This is a genomic window from Streptomyces sp. NBC_00247 (genome assembly GCF_036188265.1).
Classification (GTDB): domain Bacteria; phylum Actinomycetota; class Actinomycetes; order Streptomycetales; family Streptomycetaceae; genus Streptomyces.
In genome coordinates this window covers 17,459-36,086 of the sequence record NZ_CP108093.1, presented here as the reverse complement: position 1 = coordinate 36,086, position 18,628 = coordinate 17,459, and the positions used below count along the sequence as shown (strand labels likewise).

Genomic DNA, 18,628 nt, shown 5'->3' with positions numbered 1-18,628 from the left:
CCGCCTCACGCCGTGCCCCGGTCCCCGGAACGGCGCGGAGCCCGGGCGACGAAGGTGTGGGCGATGCCGGTCTGCCAGCCGGGCAGCGGCAGCACCCGCACCTCCTCGAAGCCGGCCCGGCCGACCCGTTCGGCGAACACGGGCGCGGTGTCGAAGGCGATCACGCTGCGCCAGAGATGACGGTAGAGCTCCCCGTCCCCGGCGGCCCGGCCCAGCGGCATCACCACCGAGCGGCAGACCGAATTCCACAGGGCCCGGTGCGCCCGCCCTTCCGACAGGGCGTACTCGTGCACCGCCAACCGCCCTCCCGGCATGAGGAGTTCGCGGGCCGAGGTGAGGACGGTGTCCGGATCGGTGACGTTGCGGAAGAGATAGGCGGCGAACACCGCGTCGAAACGGCGGTCGACGGAGCCGCCGTTCCCGTCCGCCCGAAGGGTGTCCGCCAGCGCCTCCACCGGGGAGTGTACGAAGCTGACATGGGCGGGCCACTCCTTGGCGGCGGCCTGCGCGAGCATGCCCGCGGAGGCGTCGACGGCCACGATCTCCGCGTACGGGGCGGCGGACAGCAGAGCGGCGGTGGAGGCCCCCGTACCGCACCCCAGGTCGAGTACCCGCAGCCCCGCACCGCCGTGGGGCAGTCCGAGGCGGCGGGCGGAGCGCCGCAAATGGGCGTGGTAGCCGGGGTTGGCCGCCACCAGACGGTCGTAGGCGAGGGAGGCGTGATCGAACGCGGAGGACAACTCGGCGTCGTGCAGCAGGGTCATGGTGCGGTCATTCCTCATCGGAGGGGTGCGGGTTGGGGAGGGGGAGGGGGATGGAGGAGACGGGCGGATCGGGGGCGGGCCGGCGGGCGCGGAAGGGCAGTTCGGCGACCGTCCTGAGCATCGGGACGACCGGGGTGCGCAGTCCCACCAGCAACTCCTCGCGCAGTGGGGCCGATCCGTCCAGGAAACGGAGCAGGCGTGCGGGGGGCACCGAGCGGAAGAGGCCGGTGAAGAAGGCGGCGCCGTCCACCCGACCGGCGTCCAGCGCCCGCAGCATGACCGCGTCCATGGCGAGGGACCGGGCGCGGTAGGGGGACGGTGTCCGCGGTGGCTCCCCGGCGCGCAGCGCCGCCGCCAGCGACCGACTCTGACGTTGGACCGCGCTGAAGGTGTAGCCGGTGGAGGGCCGGGTGGCACCGCCCGCGGTACCGATGCGGAACACCGACCGTCCGACGCGCGGCGGGAAGCGGCCGTCCGTCATCGGGATGACGCCGTGCTCGGTCGCGGACACCCGGTAGGGCGAAGCGCCGAGCACCTCACCGAGGTGATGGTCCAACGCCCGTTCGTATGCCGCCGGTTCGAGGGCGTCGCGGGAGAACTCCGTGTACTCCACGAGGGCCGTGCGCGCGTCCAGCGGGAGCACGTAGGCGAAGGAGAGACCGTGGCGCGGCTGGGGGGTCCGGAAGTCCATCAGGTCGGCGGTGTCCGGATCGAACACCGGCCGCTCGGTGTGGACGAACCAGCCGGTGAAGTGCTGGAGCAGCGTGGTCCGGGCCGCCGGCAGCTGCTGGGGCGGACGCGAGTCGAAGACGTACCGCCCCCTCACCACGGTTCGACGGCCCCGGGCGTCCTCGCCGACCACCTCACCGCCGCCCCCGGCCGCGTCGCGCACCGCCCGTACGGTCAGTTCGACGCGTCCGAAACCCACGGCTGTCGCCAGGCGACTCTCCACCAGCGCGGTGAACGCGTCGGACCGGAGCATCTTGTACCGGAGCGGCGACGGCACCGCCACCGTGGGCGAGCCGTCGGCCGCGCGCACCCGCAGCCGCTGCCAGGAGGCGGACAGCGCCGCGTCGAACTCGCCGTCCGGTTCCTCCCAGAAACACCAGGTGCGCGGCGGCGGGCGGAGCGGCCCGGGCGGAGCGTCGACCAGGAGCACGGAGAGCGGCACTCGCCCGTCCGGCGCGCACAGCCGGTACGCCAGCGACAGACCGGCCGCTCCGGCACCCACGATGACCACGTCGGCGTACGTCAAGGGGGGACGCTCTCTCCTCCGGGAAAAGGTGGACGGGCGGGTGGCTTCCTGCCGTCCACGGGACGGCGCACGGGCGGGACATGGGCGCACCGGTCACAGCGGCGCGTGGCGTGCTCCGCGGCCGCACCGGTGCTCCCGCCGATACTCGCGCAGCCGGAGCGCTCCCGGACGCATCCGACGCGTGGGTGTCGCGCGTCGGACGCGCGCGGAGGTGCTTCTGCGCGCGCGTGCCCCGCCCTCATCCACCGATCTCGGCGCTGATCGCCTCCCACACCCCCTGCGGCGGCGGAAGGGGAAGGTCGGCGGCCGTCACCGCGCGGGCGGCCGCCACCACGGCCCCGAGCGCTTCGAACTCGGCTCGGCAGTCCGCGCACCGGCGCAGGTGCGCGACTACGGGGCCGTCATGTGCGGACCGGTGACCGAGAGCCAGTTCCGTCAGGTCGTCCTCGTGGACATGGTGCGCCATGTGCACCTCCCTCAGGACCTGCTTCCCCTCGGGGGCACCGGCCGGACGCACTCGGACGGTCTTCCACGCGCTCTCACGGGGTGACGTCGCGTCAGCGCATCTCCGGCGCGGCCGCCGTGAGCGACCGGCGCATCCGCGCCAGGGCCCGGCGGGCATGGCTCTTGACGGTTCCCAGGGGCAGGCCGGTCCGCTCGGCGATCTGCACCTGGGTGAGGTCGTCGAAGAAGGCCATGCAGAGGATGTGCCGCTGCACGGCGGGGAGTTTGCCCAGCTCCTGGACGACCAGGACCCGGTCGAGCACGGCCTCCGGCCCGCCTCCCTCGGTGCCGCGCACCTGTTCCCGCGCGGCGGACGCGGAGGCCAGTTCGCCGCGCCGGGTACGGGCGGCCAGGGCGTCGGCGATCTTGCGCCGGGTGATGCCGACCAGCCACCCGGGCAGCGGTCCCCGCTCCGGGCGGTAGCCGGCGCGCCCCCGCCACGCGGCCAGGAACACCTGCTGGGTGACGTCCTCCGCCTCCCGGGAATCGCCGAGGGAACGCGCGGCCAGCGTGTGCACCAGGGTTCCCCACCGACGGAAGATCCGTGCGAAGGACTCCGCGTCGCCCCGGAGAAGTCCATCCGCCAGTTCTGCTGCGGCGTGCTCCTCGTCCTCGCTACGCTCCTCGGCGGGCGGGCGGACCAGGCCCTCCGGTGCGCGATGCCCCACCGGTACGTCGACTGCGGTCATCGGTGTCCTCCTCCTCAGGAACCCGGGAAGCCCGGAGTCCGGGCGGCGGAAGGCCGTAAAGACCGCACCGCCGCCCGGCCAGGAACGCCAACGGCTCGCCGGAGCCGGGGTGTTCCATCGGCGCCAGACAACCCGGCTCCGCACCAGCGCGGCAACATGCATCGTTTCTGCGTCGTATCGTGGGCGCATGGACGCATCGAGTCGCGGGCACGCGAAGACGTCGGGCCCCGGGATCACGGCCGCACCGGGCACCAACCGCCCCCGCCCCGCCGGTCATGACGGAGGACTGACCACCGGAGCCGTCGCGCGGCTGCTGGGTGTGGCTCCCACCACCCTCCGCTCCTGGGAGCGCCGTTACGGCATCGGGCCCGCCGAGCGGGAAGGCGGCAGACACCGGCGCTGGACCTCCGGCGACGTCGAACTCCTCATGCGCATGTGCGACTTCACCAGTGCCGGGCTTCCGCCGGCCGAGGCCGCCCGCGCCGCGCTCGCCGCCGCGCCGGGTGCCGGAGGTGCGCCCCCGGGCGCCGTCGGGGAGACGCGCCCCGCCCCGGCCCGTCCGTCCACCGCTCCGGGCGCTCTCCCGGTCGGCCGCGGGCGCACCGAAGCCCGGGGTCTCGCACGGGCGGCCGTGCGCCTGGACGCCCGCGCCGTCGAGGACCAGCTCGCCCGCGCGATCGACCGGCACGGGTTGGTGGCCGCCTGGGACGAGGTCATCATGCCGACCCTGAACGCCGTGGGCCGGCGGTGGGAGAGCTCCGGCGAGCGGTACGTGGAGGTGGAGCACCTCTTGTCCTGGCACGTCTCCACCGCTCTCCGCCGCGCCGCCGTCGGTCCGCCGCCCGCACGCGGCGCCGCCGTCTCCCTGCTCGCCTGCGCGCCGGACGAGAACCACACGCTGCCCCTGGAAGCGCTCACCGCCGGACTGACGCAACGCGGCCTGCCCGTACGGATGTTCGGGGCTGCCCTGCCGGTCGACGCGCTGGAGGAGGCGGCCCGGCGCACCGGTCCGGCCGGCATCGTCCTCTGGTCGCAGGGGCGTTCGACGGCCAGTCGGCCGCTGGCTCAGCGCATCGCCTCCATCGAGTGGGGAGTGCGCGGGGCCCGCGCGGCCCCGACCGTCGTGCTCGCCGGACCCGGCTGGGCGGGGAACCAACCGGAGGGCGTGCTGCGGCCCACCAGTCTGGCCGAGGCGCTCGCCCTGCTGTCCGCGCTCGCCTCCCGCTGAACCACGGGTGGACCGCGGCGCGCCGCGCCGGAAACCCGCCCCGGGGCCTCGGCGCTGCATGATGGACGCGACCGTGCACGGCGAAGGCACGGCCGGACCCAACGACGACAGGACACACCATGCCGCTCCAGGGCGAGTACGAGCCCAGCCCCACCCAGTGGGTGCGTGACCAGGTCGAGTTGTACGAGAGCTCCGGCGGGACGCGGGGCACCACGATGCGCGACATGCCGGTCGTCGTGCTCACCACCCGGGGCGCCCGCAGCGGGAAGATCCGCAAATCCGCGCTGATGCGTGTCGAGCACGACGGCGTCTACGCGGTGGTCGCCTCCCTCGGCGGGGCTCCGAAACACCCGGTCTGGTACCACAACGTCAGCGCCGACCCCCGGGTCGAGCTCCAGGACGGCCCGGTCCGCCAGGACATGATCGCCCGTGAGGTGACCGGGGACGAGAAAGCCGCGTGGTGGGAGCGCGCGGTCGAGGCGTTCCCGGACTACGCGGACTACCAGAAGAAGACGGACCGGGTGATCCCCGTCTTCGTCCTGGAGCCCGCGCCGGCACCTCACTGACCCGCACACCTCACTGACCCGCGTGGCCGCCACCGGCGGAGACTTCCGGGCCCTCACGGCAGCAGACGTGGCGACCGCCCGGCCGCCACGTCCTCCACCCAGCCGAACACGGCGACGGCGGCGGCGATCAGCGGCCAGACGACCACGAACTGGAACCACGTGCTGCCCAGCGGCAGACGCTCCTCCAGCGACGGGACCTGCCACATCGGATCGATCACCGCCACGCTCAGCATCAGTGCGACCTCGTGCCACAGATAGATGCTCACCGCCCGGGAGTTGAAGACGCGCACCACCCGCCCGATCAGCGGACGGCGGGTGGGAGCGGCGGGGGCGCCGGGCCCCGGGCCTGTCCGGAGGACCACGGTCGGGGTGTCGACGGCCGGTGCGGCACCCCGCCCCCTCGTCGAACCGTCCGCATCGCTCCGCGACGAGGGCGTTCCGGCGCCCTGCGACGCACCCCGCCCCGGCCGGTCCCGGTCCGCCCCGCGCCGCCTGAACCGCAGGAGCAGCGCGACCGCACCGCCGGACCAGAGCGCCTGGGCGAGCGGGATGTCGTCGAGGTCGTAGCTCCCGCCGGCCCGGTGGGTGAGGGCCCACCACGCACCCGCCGCCATCAGCCCCGCCGCCACCCCGACGACCCGTCCCGGCCGGATGCGGTCCAGGGTGCCGTCGCGGTGCGCGAAGCCCAGCAACCAGCAGAAGAGGAACACCGACAGATCGCTGATCCCGCTGCCCAGCCGCCCGTCCGGCACCCGCCACACCGTGCCCAGCAGCACCGCCGGTACGAGCGACAGGGCCAGGACCGGCAGGGGCCACCGGGAGAACGGGCGCAGCAGTACGGGGGAGAGCAGGACGAACCACAGATAGGTCCGCAGATACCAGAGCACCGCCCACGCCTGCTCGCCCCAGGCGTTGCCCGGCGGATCACCGACCGGCAGCACCCAGTACAGCGCGTCCGGGCCGGGAACCCACCCGTGCAGCACCATCGCCGTGCCCAGAACCAGCCCGAACACCCAGACCGGCACGAGGAGCCGGCGCAGCCTGCCGCGGATCACCGACCACGCGGGCCGCTCCAGCGAACGCGCCATCAGGGAGCCGGCGAGCGCGAACATCACGCCCATGGACGGGAAGACGAACCCCAGCCAGGGCCATCCGAAGGTGTGGTAGGTGACCACACGGACGAGCGCGAGGGCGCGCAGGCCGTCGATGTACGGGTCGCGCGCCCTCAGCTCCTCGAACCGCTCCGCCCGCCGCGGGGGCCGGCGCTTCGTCGCGGTCCTGCGGTGCGCACCGGCCATCAGTCCGCCTCCGTGGGGGCGCCGGGTACGCCCACCGCACCGGTGCGTCTCAGCTTCTGCCAGCGCAGCCGCCCGCCGGTGAGCGCGGTCAGCGCGGAGTGCATCAGCACCAGGTACATCATCTGCCGGTAGGCGAGTTGCTGGAGCGGCAGCATCAGCAGGTAGCGGTACTTCTCCCGGTCGAGCCGGAACGCGTAAGCCGCGCAGGCCAGTTGGATGCCGAGTACGGCCAGCCACGCCAGCAGCGACCCCTCGAAGCCGACGAAGAGCATCGCGTAGAGGGTGAAGACGTCGATGAGCGGGGCGAGCAGCGGGGTGAGGATCTGGAAGAGGACCACCAGCGGCATTCCGATCCGGCCGAACCGGCCCGAGGGCCCCCGGTCGGTGACGGAGCGGCGGTGCTTCCAGAGCGCCTGCATGGTGCCGTAGCTCCAGCGGTAGCGCTGGCGCCACAACTGGCCGAACGAGGAGGGTGCTTCGGTCCACGCCCGGGCGTGTTCGGTGTAGACGACCCGGTGGCCCGCACGGTGCAGGGCGATGGTGATGTCCGTGTCCTCGGCGAGTGTGTCCTCGCTCATCCCGCCCACCTGGAGCACCGCCTCACGGCGGAACGCCCCGATCGCGCCCGGAATGGTGGGCATGCAGCCGAGCAGGTCGTACATCCGCCGGTCGAGGTTGAAGCCCATGACGTACTCGATGTGCTGCCAGGCCCCGATCAGGGTGTCGCGGTTGCCGACCTTGGCGTTCCCCGCCACGGCACCGACCCGGGGGTCGGCGAAGGGCTGGACCAACTGCCGTACGGTGTCGGGTTCGAAGACCGTGTCGCCGTCCATCATCACGACCAGATCGCAACTCGCCTCGCGCACGCCGTTGTTGAGCGCCGCGGACTTGCCGGCGTTATCCTGTCGGACCACCCGGACCTGGTGCAGTCCGAGCGACTCGGCGATCTCCGCGGTCCCGTCGGTGGATCCGTCGTCGACCATGATGATCTCGATCGGATGGGTGCTCGCCGCCAGTGAGGTCAACGTGCCGGCGATGCACTCCTTCTCGTTGTAGGCGGGCACCACGACGCTCACCGGCCGGGTCACCGCGGGCCCCCAGGAGAACCGCCGCCGGTTCCGCCGCCGGCGGTGGCGCCCGGCGAGGAAGACCATCAGCCCGAACCTGCCGAGGACGGCGACCCCGACCACCCCGAGGAGGGTGGCCAGCGCCGGTACCGTCCACTCCGCCACGGCGACGGCGAGGAGCAGCCCCCGGCCCTCCCAGACCGACGCGGTGTCCGCGGTGTGGTGCGCGGCCTGTTCCGGGTCGTCGGAGCCGCCGGTCGGTACGGGCGCCGCCGTGCCGGAGTCCCGCGCGGCCTGCTGCCGGGCGCCGCTGACCGTGGTGAAGGTGTACCCGGCGGCCTTCATCTTCTTGATGTACGCGGGCAGCGCCTCCAGGGTCTGCGAGCGGTCGCCGCCGGAGTCGTGGAAGAGGACGGAGGCGCCTTCGCCGCTCGCGGGGGTGGCCCCCCGCACGATCGCGTCGACGCCCGGCGTCTTCCAGTCCTCGCTGTCGGTGTCGATGAAGACGCTGGTGTACCCCATCACCCCCAGCCTCTCGTAGACGGGCCAGCTGTAGTCGTCGATGGCGTCGGGGGTGGAGGAGTAGGGGGCGCGGAACAGGTTGGTGGTGATGCCCGCGGCTCCGGCCAGCGCGAGCTGCGTCTGGGCGATCTCCCGCGTCACGCGGGCCTCGCTCTGGTAGGAGAGGTCGACGTGCGTGAAGGTGTGGATGCCCACCTCGTCACCGTCGGCGACCATCTCGCGCACCACCCCGGGGTGGCGCGCGATCATGGAACCGACCAGGAAGAACGTGCCGGGTACGTCGTTGTCGTCGAGGACGTCCAGCACCTGCTCGGTCCACTCCGGATCGGGTCCGTCGTCGAAGGTGAGCACGATCGTCTTGTCCGGTACGGACTCCGAGCGTGCCTCGCCTCCCGCGAAGCTCAGGAACGGGCCGCCGTCCAGCACGCTCCGCGGCACGTCGTCCGCGGCCGCACCCGAGCGCACCCGCTGGTCGCCGCCCACCTCGGAGCGCAGATAGCCGTCCAGCAGCAGGGTGCTCACCAGCCCGAGCAGCAGCAGGACCGCCAGCACCGCGCGGGGACGGGGAACGGCCTGCCGGCGGACACGTTCCATCCGGCCCGGGGTCGCGTGCCGTGCCTCTCGGGCCGCCGAGCGGCGACGCCGTGTCGAGGCGGTCACCCGGCGACTGCGGCATCGGCGGAGTCCGCGTCACCGGCGGCGTCCGAGGACTCGCCGGTGGGCGAAGCCGCCCCGCCGACGGGCCGCGCGGACGCGTCCGGGGGCGCGTGACCGCCCGGGGCGGCCTTCGCGGGCTGCCCGGCGTCGAAGGGCAACAGCTGCGAGGGCGACGTGGAGAGGCCGCCCACGAAGGCGAGCCCGAGCACGGCCGCGTAACCGACGACGGCGAGCCCGAGCACGGCGCCGGCCCGGCGCAGCAACCGGGCCCGGCGCCCCGAGGCGTCGACGAACACGGGGCCCCCGGCCTGCCTTTGCCGTGCGGGACCCGCGTGCCTGCGGCGGCGGCCGTGCGGCGTCGGGGCTTTCTGGTAAGTGGTGTCGGCATGCATGAGCGCATGGTGACGGGCGCCGATGTGCGCCCCGTGGCAGGACCCTGAGCGCGCCCTGTGCGACGGCCCGCAAGCTGTCGGGTCGCTGAGAGCCGGGCCCGGCCGCCGACTCCGTGCGAACGCCCGACTTCCCCTGCCCGTAAGGGATTCGGCGCCGGCGGTGATGGCGCCGGACCGCCGGATGTGAGATGCGTTGGTTCTCGCGGACGCCGGACCGTGAGAGGTTTGCGGCGGATGCCGCCCCTTTCGTCACCCTTCCCGGGGCGCATCGGAGGAGAGAGCAGGTGCCTGTCTTGCGTGGGACACCATCCGTGCGCACACCGTCGAAACGCGTCACGGCGTCGCTCGCCGGCCTGGCCGCCCTCGCGCTGGCCTGCGGCGGATGCGCCACCGGTACGGTCGCCGACCAGAGCGCCAACGCGCCCGCACCGCCGACCGGTTCGGCGGAAGCCGCCGACGGCCCCGCCTACACCCCCTACGTCAGCGCCACCACCGCCTCGGACACCGACGGGGCGGGTTCCCCCGACACGTACGACCTCGCCTTCGTCGTCGCCGACGGCGGCGGCTGCACCCCGAGCTGGGGCGGCAGTGCGGCGGCCGACGACGCGGCGGTGCTCGCACGGGTCGCCGCGCTCACCGCGTCCGGGGCGGACGTGCGGGTCTCCTTCGGCGGCGCCGCCGGTACCGAACTGGCGCGCGCCTGCGGCAGCGCCCGGGAGCTCGCCGACGCGTACGCCGAGGTGCTGGACGCGGTCGGCGCGGACAAGGCGGACTTCGACGTCGAGGGGAGCACCCTCACCGACGAGGCGTCCGTGGCGCGCCGCGACCGTGCGATCCGGCTGCTCCAGAAGTCCCGGGACCTGGACGTCACGTACACCCTGCCGGTGATGCCGGCCGGCCTGGAGGCGAGCGCCCTCGCGCTGCTGGACGACGCAGTCACCGAGGGCGTCACTCTCTCGGCGGTCAACGTCATGGCGATGAACTACAGCGAGTCCCGCACCGGGGACATGGGGCAGTACGCACAGCGGGCGGCCCGCGCCGCCCACACCCAGCTGGCGAAAGCGCTGGGCCTCGGCTCCGCCGAGGCGTGGAAGGCCCTGCACCTCACGGTGATGGCCGGGGTCAACGACGTGGCGGGGGAGACCTTCACCCTGGCCGACGCGTCCGCCCTGCGGACCTTCGCCGGGGAGCGGGGAGTGGGGGCGCTCTCACTGTGGGCCACCTTCCGCGACCGGGCGTGCGCCGACACGGACACGACCGGGGCCGACGACTCCTGCAGCGGTGTCGAGCAGGAGGACGGTGCGTTCGGCGAGGCCCTCGGGGGAGAGTGAAGCGGCGGGCACCGTCCGTGGCGGGAGGGCCGGGGCACGACGTGAGGCGCCGCCCCGCAGGAGCGGGACGGCGCCTCACGGCCGTATCAGTGTGCTCAGACGGCCTGCGGCGCGGCGGTGGCCGCCTTCGCCAGCTCGGCGAGAACGGCGGTCAGCTGCTGCGCGACCTCTTCGTCGTCGGCCGGGTGCGTCTCGGCGAAGCGGACGACGGAGCCGGGCACGGAGAGCTTGACCTCTTCCAGCACGGAACCACCGGCGATGCCGACGGCCTTGCGGGCGTCGTCCTGGGCCCACACGCCACCGAACTGGCCGTAGGCGGTGCCGACCACGGCGACCGGCTTGCCGGTGAAGGCGCCGCCGCCGTAGGGGCGGGAGTACCAGTCGATTGCGTTCTTGAGGACGGCCGGGATGGTGCCGTTGTACTCGGGGGAGAAGAGGAGGAAGGCGTCGGCGCTGGTGGCGGCCTCGCGCAGCCTCGCGGCGACGGCCGGAAGCTTGCCCTCGACGTCGATGTCCTCGTTGTAGAAGGGCAGGTCGGCGATCTCGTCCTGGATCACGACCTCCACGCCCTCGGGGGCGAGCTTCACGGCGGCCTCGGCCAGCTGACGGTTGTGGGAACCGGAACGGAGGCTGCCGACGAGGGCGACGATGCGAGTGGACATGGGGGTCTCCTGTGGGAAAAAGTGCCGGGGACGGTGGCAGGGATAAAACCGGACCGTGGTCCGGTAATGGGTATAGCACGCGAAGCGGACCGCGGTCCACTTCGCTCGGATGGAGTTACGCTGGTGCGATGACCGCGCAGACCGGATCCGAAGAGGCACCCTCCGCCCGCCCTGTCACGCTGCTGCCCCTGGCCGGTCACGAGCCCCAGGAGCGCGCCGACGCCGCCCGCAACCGAATCCGCCTGCTGGAAGCCGCATCCCGGCTGGTCCGCGAGGTGGGCGCCGACCACGTCACCATGGAAGCCGTCGCCGCCGCGGCGCAGGTGGGCAAGGGAACCGTCTTCCGCCGCTTCGGCGACCGGGTCGGCCTGATGAACGCGCTCATCGACCACGCCGAGAAGGAATTCCAGAGCGCGGTCATCTGCGGACCGCCGCCGCTGGGCCCCGGCGCGGCTCCGCTGGAGCGGCTGGAAGCCTTCGGCGTCCACACGATCCGCCACATGATGAAGTACGTCGATCTGTACGTGGAGGCGGACAACTGCCCGACCCGCCGCTACAGCGCGCCCGCCCGGACGGTACGGGCCACCCACGTCACCGACCTGCTCCGGCGGGCCGGCGCGACGGGCGACGTGGAACTGCTGACCCAGGTGCTGCTCGCCTATCTGGACCCCTCGTTCCTCAACCACCACCGCAACGGCCGATGTTTCTCGGCCGAGCGCGTGGAGGACGGCTGGAAGGACCTGGTGGCCCGGGTCACGCACCGCTGCTGAACCGCACGCGCCGCGCGCAGCCGGTCAGCGAGGGCGCACGGCTCGCCGGACGGCCTCAGAACAGGGTGATGACCACGCTGATCTTCTTGCCGCGTGCCTGCGGGGTGATGGTGACCCGCTTGGAGAGCCGCCGCACCAGCGGCCATCCGTACCCTCCGACCCGTACGGTGTCGGGAACCGGCGCCACGGTCCGCGGCTCCGTGGGACTGGCGTCCGCCACGTCCAGCAACAGCCCCTCACCGCTGAGCCGGGCACTGAACCCGGTGAGCCCGCCCCCGTGACGGATGGCGTTCGTGACGAGCTCCGACGTCACCAGCATCGCGTCCGAGATGACCACGTCGTCCGGGTCCATGCCCCCCAGCGTGCAGAACTGCTCGTCCAGCAACTCACGCACGATGGCACGCGCGGCGGCGGCGTCGCCGGGCAGAGGCAGCCCCGTGCCGACGGATCCGCTGTCGTCGCGGCCCACCGGATGTTCCCTGCTCACGTACTCCTCCGCCCCCTGGAACACGGCACCGCCGGGGCGACGGGCCGTGCGTGTCGTGCCGGCTTCAGCATGTGGCCGCCTCTTCCACGCTCATCGCCATGGCGAAGGCGTCCGCCGTGCCGGTGACGTCGAACAAGCGACGTACGGCGGTGCGGAAAGGGCCCGCGAGCACCAGCCTCACGCCGGCGCGCTCATGACGTGCGCGCGCGTCGAGCAGGGTGTGCAGCACCGCGGAGTCCGCGAATTCCGTCTCCGACAGATCCACCACAGTACGTTCTCTCCCCTCGCGCAACGCCGTCCCGAGAGCTTCGGCCAACTCGGGCGCTCCGGAATTCTCGTCGGCGTCGCCCCTTACCCGGACGAGCGCGAACCCTTCCGCCGGGACCAGGAACGCCGTTCCCCTGGTCGGTCTCTTCCGCCCGGTCATTTCACTGATGGCGCTTCACCCCCGAGACGTACGCATCGGCGCAGGCGGAATGCCGCGCGGGCCCGGGGCGGCCGTCCGTACCCCGGGCCCGGACATGTGTGCTCCGCTTCACGGCGTCAGGATTCCGGCGTAATAGGCGCCCAGGCGCGTCAAATAGGCCGGGTCGTTGGTGTCCTGGTCGCGAGCGAACCGCGGAGCGTCCTTCACCTGCTCCTTCGTGCAGAGCAGGGTGATCACTCGGTGTTCGGCATCCACCCGCGCGACCATACCCATGGGAATGGCGGCGCTGCGACCGAATTTCCAATGACCGGTGTCGACGACGAGGTGGTCGAATTCCGGGTCGAGGGAACGGCGGTCCACTGTTCCGAGGGAGTCGTCGGAAGCCTCCACCGAGAACTCGGTCGGATCCGTCTCGGCCAGCACGTCCAGGGCCACGGGGCCGCTCCAGACATTTCTCACGCTCTCGCCTTTCCGTCCGCCCGCCGATTCGCGCGGGTCACACCGACCGCTTTCCCCGCGTGCCGAAACTCACACAGGAAGAGCCGCGCGCGCGAGGAGGGGCCCGTCACACCGCCCCGCCGGGGCGCCGGAGACGATGACGGGTTGCCAGAAGACCCTCGGGTGGAGGAGTGTTGCCGGGGGGCAATGATTCTGTCGTCGAGTTGATGAGGTGAGGGGTTCGCGCAGCGGGCCTTCTTCGTTTGGTGACTTCCGCACACCGGGCGCCTGCCGCCCGTGCGAGCGCTTCGGCCGAGCCGGCCTGGAACACGGCTCCCTGCCCCGCCCTGGTGGTGGGACCGAGAGGAGCCGTCGAGCGGGCCAATGACGCCGCTGCCGCCCTCTTTCCCGAGGCCCGTCCCGGAACCCCGCTGACGGACGCCGTTCCGTCCTGGCTGGCGGACGCGCACCTCGTCCGGCCGGCCGGGAAGGACCCGGCCACGGCCGCCGGTCCCGTCGGCGACCGGAGCTTCGAGGCGCACCCGGCCGGACAGGAGGACGGCGGGGTGGTGTGGTGGCTGGTGGACGACACCGACCGGCTGCGCGCCACCGAGGCGTTGCGCGGGGAACGCGAGCGCACCGCCTTCCTGACCGAGGCGTCCAACAGGCTGCTGTCCTCGCTCAATCTCGACAAATGCGCCGAAGTGACCGCCCAGTTGGCTGCCGCGCACCTGGCGGACGCCGCTCTGGTCGTGGCCCCGTCCACCGCCGGCACGCTGATCGCCCGGTGCTCCCGGGGCGGCGCCGCGACGCTCACCCGGGAGCGCGTCGACCCCGAGACGGTGCCCGGCCTCGCCGAGGCGCTCCAGGGATTCCCGCCCGTGCCGTCGCGATGGATGGACCCGGCACTCGCCCCGTCCTGGGTGGTGCCGCGGGACATGGGCGAAGTGGGCTCCATCGTGGTCACTCCGCTGCCCGGCCACGGCGTCCCGGCCGGGGCCCTCATCCTGCTCCGCCGCGGTGAACACCACGCGTTCAGCCGGAACGAGGAGACCTTCGCCCGGCTGTTCGCCGCCCGCGCGGGCGCGGCGATGTCCGCCGCGCGCATGTACGCCGAACAGGCCTCGATCACCGAGACCCTGATGCGGGAACTCCTGCCCCCGGTCCTCCACCAGGTCTCCGGAGTGGAGTACGCGGGCGGCTACCGCGCCTCGCGCGACGCCGAGCGGGTCGGCGGCGACTTCTACGACGTGCACCCCGCGGCGGTCGAGGGCGAACCCTCCCTCGCCGTGCTCGGAGACGTCTGCGGCAAGGGCCTGAACGCCGCCGTGCTGACCGGGAAGATCCGCAACACCCTGCACGCGCTGCTGCCGATGGCCGACGACCACCAGCGGATGATCGACCTCCTCAACGGCGCGCTCCTCAATTCCCACCACGCCCGGTTCGCCACCCTCGTCCTCGCCTCCGCGGTGCGGGACTCCGCCTCGGTGCGGCTGCGGCTGACCAGCGCCGGGCACGCCGCCCCGTTGATCGTCCGCGCGGACGGCGAGGTCGAGGAGGCCGCCACCCGGGGCACCCTGGTGGGGGCGCTCCCGGAGGCCAGGGCCGAGACGGTGGAGGCCGTCCTCGCGCCCGGGGAGAGCTGTGTGCTGTTCACCGACGGCATCACCGAGGCCAGGGGCGGCCCTCTCGGGGACGGCCTCTTCGGCGAGGACCGGCTGAGGGACGCGCTGTCCCGGTGCGGGGGGATGCCCGCCGAGGCCATCGTCGAGCACATCCAGATGCTCGCCTCGCAGTGGGTCGGCGCCGGACGCCACGACGACATGGCCGTCGTGGTCATCGCCGCACCCCGCACCCACCACCTCAGCGCGGTGGACGGCCACACCCGTGGGAGGTTCACCGCATGAGCACGCCCACCCGCCGGGCACCGGGCCACCCGCTGACACGACTCCGGGACGGACTGTGGGACGCCGTCCTGGAAGGCGACGAGCACACCGCAACCGGCCTCGTGCTGGACGCCCTCCACGACGGAGTGCACGCCGAGAGCGTGCTGCTGGACGTCGTCGTGCCCGTCCAGGGCCGGATCGGGATGGAGTGGGCCGCCAACCGCATCACCGTCGCCCAGGAGCACGCGGCCACCGCGATCAACGACAGGGTCGTCGGCGCCGTCTCCCGGAGCGGCGCGGCCCGCGCCGTCCGCGCGTCCGGTGCGTCCGGCCGGGTCACCGTCGCCTGCGTCGACGGCGAGTGGCACGCCCTGCCGGCCCGCATCCTCGCCGAGGTGCTCACCCTGCGCGGCCTGCGGGTCGACTATCTCGGCGCCCAGGTCCCCACCGCGCACCTGATCGCCCATCTGCACCGGACCGGCGCCACCGCCGTGGCCCTGTCCGCCTCCCTCGCCACCCGGCTGCCCGCCGCCCACACCGCGATCACCGCCTGCCAGGCGACCGGCACCCCGGTCCTGGCCGGTGGAGCGGCGTTCGGTGCGGACGGCCGGTACGCGCGCCTGCTCGGCGCGGACGCCTGGGCCCCGGACGCCCGCTCCGCCGCCGCTCTCCTCGCGGCGGGCTCCACCTCCCGCACCCCGCGAGCCCACCAGCCCATCGACGATCTGCCGCACCTCGGCGACCAGGAGTACACCCTGGTGGTGCGCAGCAAGGCGCAACTGGTCAAGGCGGTGCTCGTCGGGCTCGACGAGCGCTTTCCCGGGGCGCGCGACTACACCGAGTCCCAGCGCGACCGGACGGCCGAAGACGTGGCGCACATCGTCGACTTCCTGGCTGTCGCCCTCTACACCGACGACCCGGAACTCTTCACCGGATTCCTCGAATGGACCGGGGGGATCCTGAGCGCCCGCGGAGTGCCGGCGCTCTCCCTCGTACCGGCACTGGAGGTGCTGGGCGAGGAGCTCCGGGACTTCCCCCGCGCCACCCACCACCTCCGCGTCGCGGCCGCCCGGTCCGGTGCCCCCCTCCGTCCGCACACTCCCTCCGGAAAGCACGCATGACGACGACACCCTCCGAAGGTTTCCGGCTCCGCACGCGGTACGACGACCCGGGCGCGGTCCGGGTGGAGATGCGCGGAGACCTCGACCACACCAACGCCGACACCCTGCTCGCCACCGTCGTGGAACTGCTGGCCGGGCACCCGGACGCCCGCGAAATCCGTCTCGACTGCGCGTCGTCGGGAACCGTCGACTCCTCAGGGCTCGCCGCCCTGATCATGATCCGCAGACGGACCGGCGAGGCGGGCGTGGCCCTGCACTTGGACGGGCGCGGAGCCGCGCTCGACCGGTTGCTGGAGGTCACCGGTACGCTGGGGTACCTCACCACGACCTCCATGGACGCGGAGCGGACCCCGGGGCGCACCGGGCGGACCACCCCGGAGACCGCGCACGAGGCCCCCTCGGCCATCGAGGGCGTACAGAACCGCTCGGCCCGTCCCACCGGCCCGGACGGCACAGCCTGACGCACGCGGTGCGTCCAGCCCGCCCCCGGGGACACCGGGAACAGAGGGGAAACGCCATGAGGCCCGACGTCGAGGTCACACCTCCGGGCTCCCCCGACGTGGCGTTCGCGGCGGGCGACATCGTGGAACTGCTCGACGTGCTCTGGGAACGGAACCGCGACCGGGACTGGGCCGCCCCCGCCTCCCTGGCGCAACTCCGTCTGATGTACGCCGTCGACCGCGAGAACGGCATCAGGATGCGGGCGCTCGGAGCCGTACTCAACGTGTCCGCGCCCTCGCTCAGCCGGCTGTGCGACCGGCTCCAGTCCGTGGGCTTCGTCGAACGGCGGCCCAGTCCCCACAGTGGACGCGAAGTGACGCTGAACCTGACCGCGGAGGGGCACGCGCACCTCGCCGAGGTGCGCAGGAAGCGCGGCGAGGTGCTGAACGGGGCGATCGACCGCATGTCCGCCGGCCAGCGTGCGGAGCTGGCCCGGGGGCTCACCGGGCTGCGGGCCGCCCTGTGCGGCGTGCCGGTGGCTCCGCCGGTGTTCGCCGTGTCCGACGTTCGCGGCCCGGCGGGCTGAACCGCAACCCGCCGGTGGACACACGCTTGGTGACGGTGTGTCAGCCCGCGTGGTGCTCGGGGGTGTCCCCGGCGGTGCCCACGACGACGAAGTGCTCCAGCGTTCCGGTGACGGTGAACAGCCGCCGCACCTGCGGGCGCAGCGGGCCGGCGATGATGAACGCCCGCCCCCGGAGACGGTGTCCGCGCTCCGCCACGAGCAACTCGTTGAGCAGCCCGCTGTCCCCGAAGGTGACACCGGACAGGTCGACCACCGTGGCGGGCAGATCGGCCTCCGCCGCCTCCAGCCAGGCGGCGGCGAGAAGGTCGCGCTCCGCCTGGTCGACGGCGCCGGTGACGCCGATCACGAACACGTCCGGCTGTCTCGCCACCCGCACGGTGGCACCTTCGTCCCAGGTCATGGCCCCTATTTTCACAGGACCCTGACGCCGCCCCGACAACACCCCCCGGATGCGCGGGCGGAGCGATTTCGCCCCTGCGGCCGGAGAGCGCGCCGCACGGGAGGGCCCGGTCCGAGGAACCGTCAGGGTCGCAGGACCAGACGGATGGGGTCGCCCTCCTTGCGCTCCAGACGGGCCACCGCCTCCGCCGCCTCGGCCAGCGGCAGGGTTCCGCTGATCGAACCGGAGAAGTCCAGCCGTCCGCCCTCGACCAGCCCGAGGAGCTGGGGGAGCGCGACGGGCATGTCGGAGCCGTAGTGGCCGAGGATGCGCTGCTGGAGATAGCTGAAGCGGGTGCCCTGTGTGACTGTCAGCGGCTTGTCGGTGAGGCCGACGAGGACGAGCCGTCCCCCCTTGGCCAGGGCGGTCAGCGCCTGCTCGCGCACGGCGGGCACTCCCGCGAAGTCGAAGGCGGCGGCGAGTCCCGCTCCCGCCGTGACGGCGGCCACCCGCTCCGCCAGGTCCGGGGCGGCCGGGTCGAGGGCCAGGTCGGCGCCGGCGGCGAGCGCCCGCTGCCGGGCGATCGGGTTCGGGTCGACGGCGACGATCGGATACGCGCCCACCGCGCGCAGCAACTGCACCGCGTGGATTCCCAGACCGCCCGCGCCCCACACGCCCACCGCCTCGGCGGGCCGGACCGCCGCGGTGGCGGTGATCGCGCCCCACGGGGTGGACACGGCGTCCGGGATGATCGCGCCCTGGTCGAACGGAATGGCGTCGGGCAGCAGTGTCAGCGCGTCCTCGCAGGAGAGCGCGTACTCGGCCCAGCCGCCGTCGTAGTCGACGCCCCGGGTGTACGTGACGCCGTTCCGTGTCTCGCCGGCGTACAGCACCACCCGCTGACCGGGCATCCAGGACGTGACGCCCTCGCCCGTTTCGGCGATCGTGCCGGACACCTCGTGGCCGAGGGTGACCGTGTCGCCCTCCAGCAGCTGCGGGGTGAGGCTGCCACCGATCAGGTGCACGTCGGAGAGGCACACCCCGGCCGCCTCGACCTTCACGAGCACCTGTCCCGGGCCGGGCTGCGGCCTGGGCACCTCCTCGACCCGCAGGGTGCGGCTCGGGACGTGCAGGCGTGCGGCGAGCATCTGCTCCATG

21 protein-coding genes are annotated in these 18,628 nt (G+C 73.3%); 8 read left to right on the top strand and 13 right to left on the bottom strand.

Annotated elements, in window-relative coordinates:
• Positions 1 to 5 precede the first annotated feature (5 nt).
• From OHT52_RS00150 to OHT52_RS00135, 4 genes are all read right to left on the bottom strand, one after another.
• Positions 6 to 764, bottom strand: a complete 759-nt coding sequence (locus OHT52_RS00150; protein WP_328718001.1) for a class I SAM-dependent methyltransferase — start codon at positions 762 to 764, stop codon at positions 6 to 8.
• A gap of 7 nt (positions 765 to 771) precedes the next feature.
• Positions 772 to 2,019: a lycopene cyclase family protein gene (locus OHT52_RS00145; RefSeq protein ID WP_328718000.1), complete on the bottom strand. Its 1,248-nt coding sequence runs from the start codon at positions 2,017 to 2,019 to the stop codon at positions 772 to 774.
• A 238-nt stretch (positions 2,020 to 2,257) separates the two neighbouring features.
• The gene (locus tag OHT52_RS00140; RefSeq protein ID WP_328717999.1) at positions 2,258 to 2,485 is read right to left on the bottom strand and encodes a hypothetical protein; all 228 of its coding nucleotides are present in this window, start codon (positions 2,483 to 2,485) and stop codon (positions 2,258 to 2,260) included.
• 91 nt (positions 2,486 to 2,576) lie between these two features.
• Complete coding sequence (locus OHT52_RS00135; RefSeq protein ID WP_328717998.1) at positions 2,577 to 3,212, bottom strand: sigma-70 family RNA polymerase sigma factor; 636 nt, start codon at positions 3,210 to 3,212, stop codon at positions 2,577 to 2,579.
• A gap of 187 nt (positions 3,213 to 3,399) precedes the next feature.
• On the opposite strand from OHT52_RS00135, the gene OHT52_RS00130 reads away from it, so the two are divergent.
• Both OHT52_RS00130 and OHT52_RS00125 read left to right on the top strand, forming a co-directional pair.
• Positions 3,400 to 4,440 carry a B12-binding domain-containing protein gene (locus OHT52_RS00130; protein WP_328717997.1) on the top strand — a complete coding sequence of 347 codons (1,041 nt, stop codon included), beginning with the start codon at positions 3,400 to 3,402 and terminating at the stop codon, positions 4,438 to 4,440.
• Between the two features lie 119 nt (positions 4,441 to 4,559).
• Positions 4,560 to 5,006: a nitroreductase family deazaflavin-dependent oxidoreductase gene (locus OHT52_RS00125; protein WP_328717996.1), complete on the top strand. Its 447-nt coding sequence runs from the start codon at positions 4,560 to 4,562 to the stop codon at positions 5,004 to 5,006.
• 53 nt (positions 5,007 to 5,059) lie between these two features.
• On the opposite strand, the gene OHT52_RS00120 is transcribed toward OHT52_RS00125, so the two are convergent.
• The 3 genes from OHT52_RS00120 to OHT52_RS00110 all read right to left on the bottom strand — a co-directional run bounded on the left by OHT52_RS00120 (position 5,060) and on the right by OHT52_RS00110 (position 8,942).
• Positions 5,060 to 6,304 carry an acyltransferase family protein gene (locus OHT52_RS00120; protein WP_328717995.1) on the bottom strand — a complete coding sequence of 415 codons (1,245 nt, stop codon included), beginning with the start codon at positions 6,302 to 6,304 and terminating at the stop codon, positions 5,060 to 5,062.
• On the bottom strand, positions 6,304 to 8,487 hold the full coding sequence (locus OHT52_RS00115; protein ID WP_328717994.1) for a bifunctional polysaccharide deacetylase/glycosyltransferase family 2 protein: 2,184 nt from the start codon (positions 8,485 to 8,487) through the stop codon (positions 6,304 to 6,306). The genes OHT52_RS00120 and OHT52_RS00115 overlap by 1 nt, the downstream gene beginning before the upstream one ends.
• A gap of 62 nt (positions 8,488 to 8,549) precedes the next feature.
• On the bottom strand, positions 8,550 to 8,942 hold the full coding sequence (locus OHT52_RS00110) for a hypothetical protein (RefSeq protein ID WP_328717993.1): 393 nt from the start codon (positions 8,940 to 8,942) through the stop codon (positions 8,550 to 8,552).
• Between the two features lie 293 nt (positions 8,943 to 9,235).
• On the opposite strand from OHT52_RS00110, the gene OHT52_RS00105 reads away from it, so the two are divergent.
• Positions 9,236 to 10,273, top strand: a complete 1,038-nt coding sequence (locus OHT52_RS00105) for a hydrolase (protein WP_443046753.1) — start codon at positions 9,236 to 9,238, stop codon at positions 10,271 to 10,273.
• Between the two features lie 95 nt (positions 10,274 to 10,368).
• Here OHT52_RS00105 and OHT52_RS00100 read toward each other — a convergent pair whose 3' ends face one another.
• Positions 10,369 to 10,935: an NADPH-dependent FMN reductase gene (locus OHT52_RS00100; RefSeq protein WP_328717991.1), complete on the bottom strand. Its 567-nt coding sequence runs from the start codon at positions 10,933 to 10,935 to the stop codon at positions 10,369 to 10,371.
• Between the two features lie 128 nt (positions 10,936 to 11,063).
• On the opposite strand from OHT52_RS00100, the gene OHT52_RS00095 reads away from it, so the two are divergent.
• Positions 11,064 to 11,705, top strand: a complete 642-nt coding sequence (locus OHT52_RS00095; RefSeq protein WP_328717990.1) for a TetR/AcrR family transcriptional regulator — start codon at positions 11,064 to 11,066, stop codon at positions 11,703 to 11,705.
• 55 nt (positions 11,706 to 11,760) lie between these two features.
• Here the strand turns inward: OHT52_RS00095 and OHT52_RS00090 are convergent, their stop codons facing one another.
• From OHT52_RS00090 to OHT52_RS00080, 3 genes are all read right to left on the bottom strand, one after another.
• Positions 11,761 to 12,192: an ATP-binding protein gene (locus tag OHT52_RS00090; RefSeq protein WP_328717989.1), complete on the bottom strand. Its 432-nt coding sequence runs from the start codon at positions 12,190 to 12,192 to the stop codon at positions 11,761 to 11,763.
• 64 nt (positions 12,193 to 12,256) lie between these two features.
• Positions 12,257 to 12,580, bottom strand: a complete 324-nt coding sequence (locus OHT52_RS00085; protein WP_443046751.1) for an STAS domain-containing protein — start codon at positions 12,578 to 12,580, stop codon at positions 12,257 to 12,259.
• A gap of 147 nt (positions 12,581 to 12,727) precedes the next feature.
• Positions 12,728 to 13,054: a PRC-barrel domain containing protein gene (locus OHT52_RS00080; RefSeq protein WP_328717987.1), complete on the bottom strand. Its 327-nt coding sequence runs from the start codon at positions 13,052 to 13,054 to the stop codon at positions 12,728 to 12,730.
• A 269-nt stretch (positions 13,055 to 13,323) separates the two neighbouring features.
• On the opposite strand from OHT52_RS00080, the gene OHT52_RS00075 reads away from it, so the two are divergent.
• From OHT52_RS00075 to OHT52_RS00060, 4 genes are read left to right on the top strand one after another with little or no spacing between them, the layout of a single operon-like run.
• Positions 13,324 to 14,964 carry a PP2C family protein-serine/threonine phosphatase gene (locus OHT52_RS00075; RefSeq protein WP_443046434.1) on the top strand — a complete coding sequence of 547 codons (1,641 nt, stop codon included), beginning with the start codon at positions 13,324 to 13,326 and terminating at the stop codon, positions 14,962 to 14,964.
• Positions 14,961 to 16,064 carry a cobalamin B12-binding domain-containing protein gene (locus OHT52_RS00070; protein ID WP_328717986.1) on the top strand — a complete coding sequence of 368 codons (1,104 nt, stop codon included), beginning with the start codon at positions 14,961 to 14,963 and terminating at the stop codon, positions 16,062 to 16,064. The genes OHT52_RS00075 and OHT52_RS00070 overlap by 4 nt, the downstream gene beginning before the upstream one ends.
• Positions 16,061 to 16,525 carry an STAS domain-containing protein gene (locus OHT52_RS00065; RefSeq protein ID WP_328717985.1) on the top strand — a complete coding sequence of 155 codons (465 nt, stop codon included), beginning with the start codon at positions 16,061 to 16,063 and terminating at the stop codon, positions 16,523 to 16,525. The genes OHT52_RS00070 and OHT52_RS00065 overlap by 4 nt, the downstream gene beginning before the upstream one ends.
• 56 nt (positions 16,526 to 16,581) lie before the next feature.
• Entirely contained in the window at positions 16,582 to 17,091 is a 510-nt protein-coding gene (locus tag OHT52_RS00060; protein WP_328717984.1) for a MarR family winged helix-turn-helix transcriptional regulator, read from the top strand.
• Positions 17,092 to 17,131: 40 nt separating this feature from the next.
• Here the strand turns inward: OHT52_RS00060 and OHT52_RS00055 are convergent, their stop codons facing one another.
• The gene (locus tag OHT52_RS00055; RefSeq protein ID WP_328717983.1) at positions 17,132 to 17,491 is read right to left on the bottom strand and encodes an STAS domain-containing protein; all 360 of its coding nucleotides are present in this window, start codon (positions 17,489 to 17,491) and stop codon (positions 17,132 to 17,134) included.
• Positions 17,492 to 17,613: 122 nt separating this feature from the next.
• Positions 17,614 to 18,627 carry a zinc-binding dehydrogenase gene (locus OHT52_RS00050; protein WP_328717982.1) on the bottom strand — a complete coding sequence of 338 codons (1,014 nt, stop codon included), beginning with the start codon at positions 18,625 to 18,627 and terminating at the stop codon, positions 17,614 to 17,616.
• Position 18,628: the final 1 nt, after the last annotated feature.

Excerpts from the sequence above, each read along its gene's own strand:
- OHT52_RS00150 (WP_328718001.1), bottom strand. The coding sequence starts at position 764 with ATGACCCTGCTGCACGACGCCGAGTTGTCCTCCGCGTTCGATCACGCC.
- OHT52_RS00140 (WP_328717999.1), bottom strand. The coding sequence starts at position 2,485 with ATGGCGCACCATGTCCACGAGGACGACCTGACGGAACTGGCTCTCGGT.
- OHT52_RS00135 (WP_328717998.1), bottom strand. The coding sequence starts at position 3,212 with ATGACCGCAGTCGACGTACCGGTGGGGCATCGCGCACCGGAGGGCCTG.
- OHT52_RS00130 (WP_328717997.1), top strand. The coding sequence starts at position 3,400 with ATGGACGCATCGAGTCGCGGGCACGCGAAGACGTCGGGCCCCGGGATC.
- OHT52_RS00125 (WP_328717996.1), top strand. The coding sequence starts at position 4,560 with ATGCCGCTCCAGGGCGAGTACGAGCCCAGCCCCACCCAGTGGGTGCGT.
- OHT52_RS00120 (WP_328717995.1), bottom strand. The coding sequence starts at position 6,304 with ATGGCCGGTGCGCACCGCAGGACCGCGACGAAGCGCCGGCCCCCGCGG.
- OHT52_RS00115 (WP_328717994.1), bottom strand. The coding sequence starts at position 8,487 with ATGGAACGTGTCCGCCGGCAGGCCGTTCCCCGTCCCCGCGCGGTGCTG.
- OHT52_RS00110 (WP_328717993.1), bottom strand. The coding sequence starts at position 8,942 with ATGCATGCCGACACCACTTACCAGAAAGCCCCGACGCCGCACGGCCGC.
- OHT52_RS00100 (WP_328717991.1), bottom strand. The coding sequence starts at position 10,935 with ATGTCCACTCGCATCGTCGCCCTCGTCGGCAGCCTCCGTTCCGGTTCC.
- OHT52_RS00095 (WP_328717990.1), top strand. The coding sequence starts at position 11,064 with ATGACCGCGCAGACCGGATCCGAAGAGGCACCCTCCGCCCGCCCTGTC.
- OHT52_RS00070 (WP_328717986.1), top strand. The coding sequence starts at position 14,961 with ATGAGCACGCCCACCCGCCGGGCACCGGGCCACCCGCTGACACGACTC.
- OHT52_RS00065 (WP_328717985.1), top strand. The coding sequence starts at position 16,061 with ATGACGACGACACCCTCCGAAGGTTTCCGGCTCCGCACGCGGTACGAC.
- OHT52_RS00060 (WP_328717984.1), top strand. The coding sequence starts at position 16,582 with ATGAGGCCCGACGTCGAGGTCACACCTCCGGGCTCCCCCGACGTGGCG.
- OHT52_RS00055 (WP_328717983.1), bottom strand. The coding sequence starts at position 17,491 with ATGACCTGGGACGAAGGTGCCACCGTGCGGGTGGCGAGACAGCCGGAC.
- OHT52_RS00050 (WP_328717982.1), bottom strand. The coding sequence starts at position 18,627 with ATGGAGCAGATGCTCGCCGCACGCCTGCACGTCCCGAGCCGCACCCTG.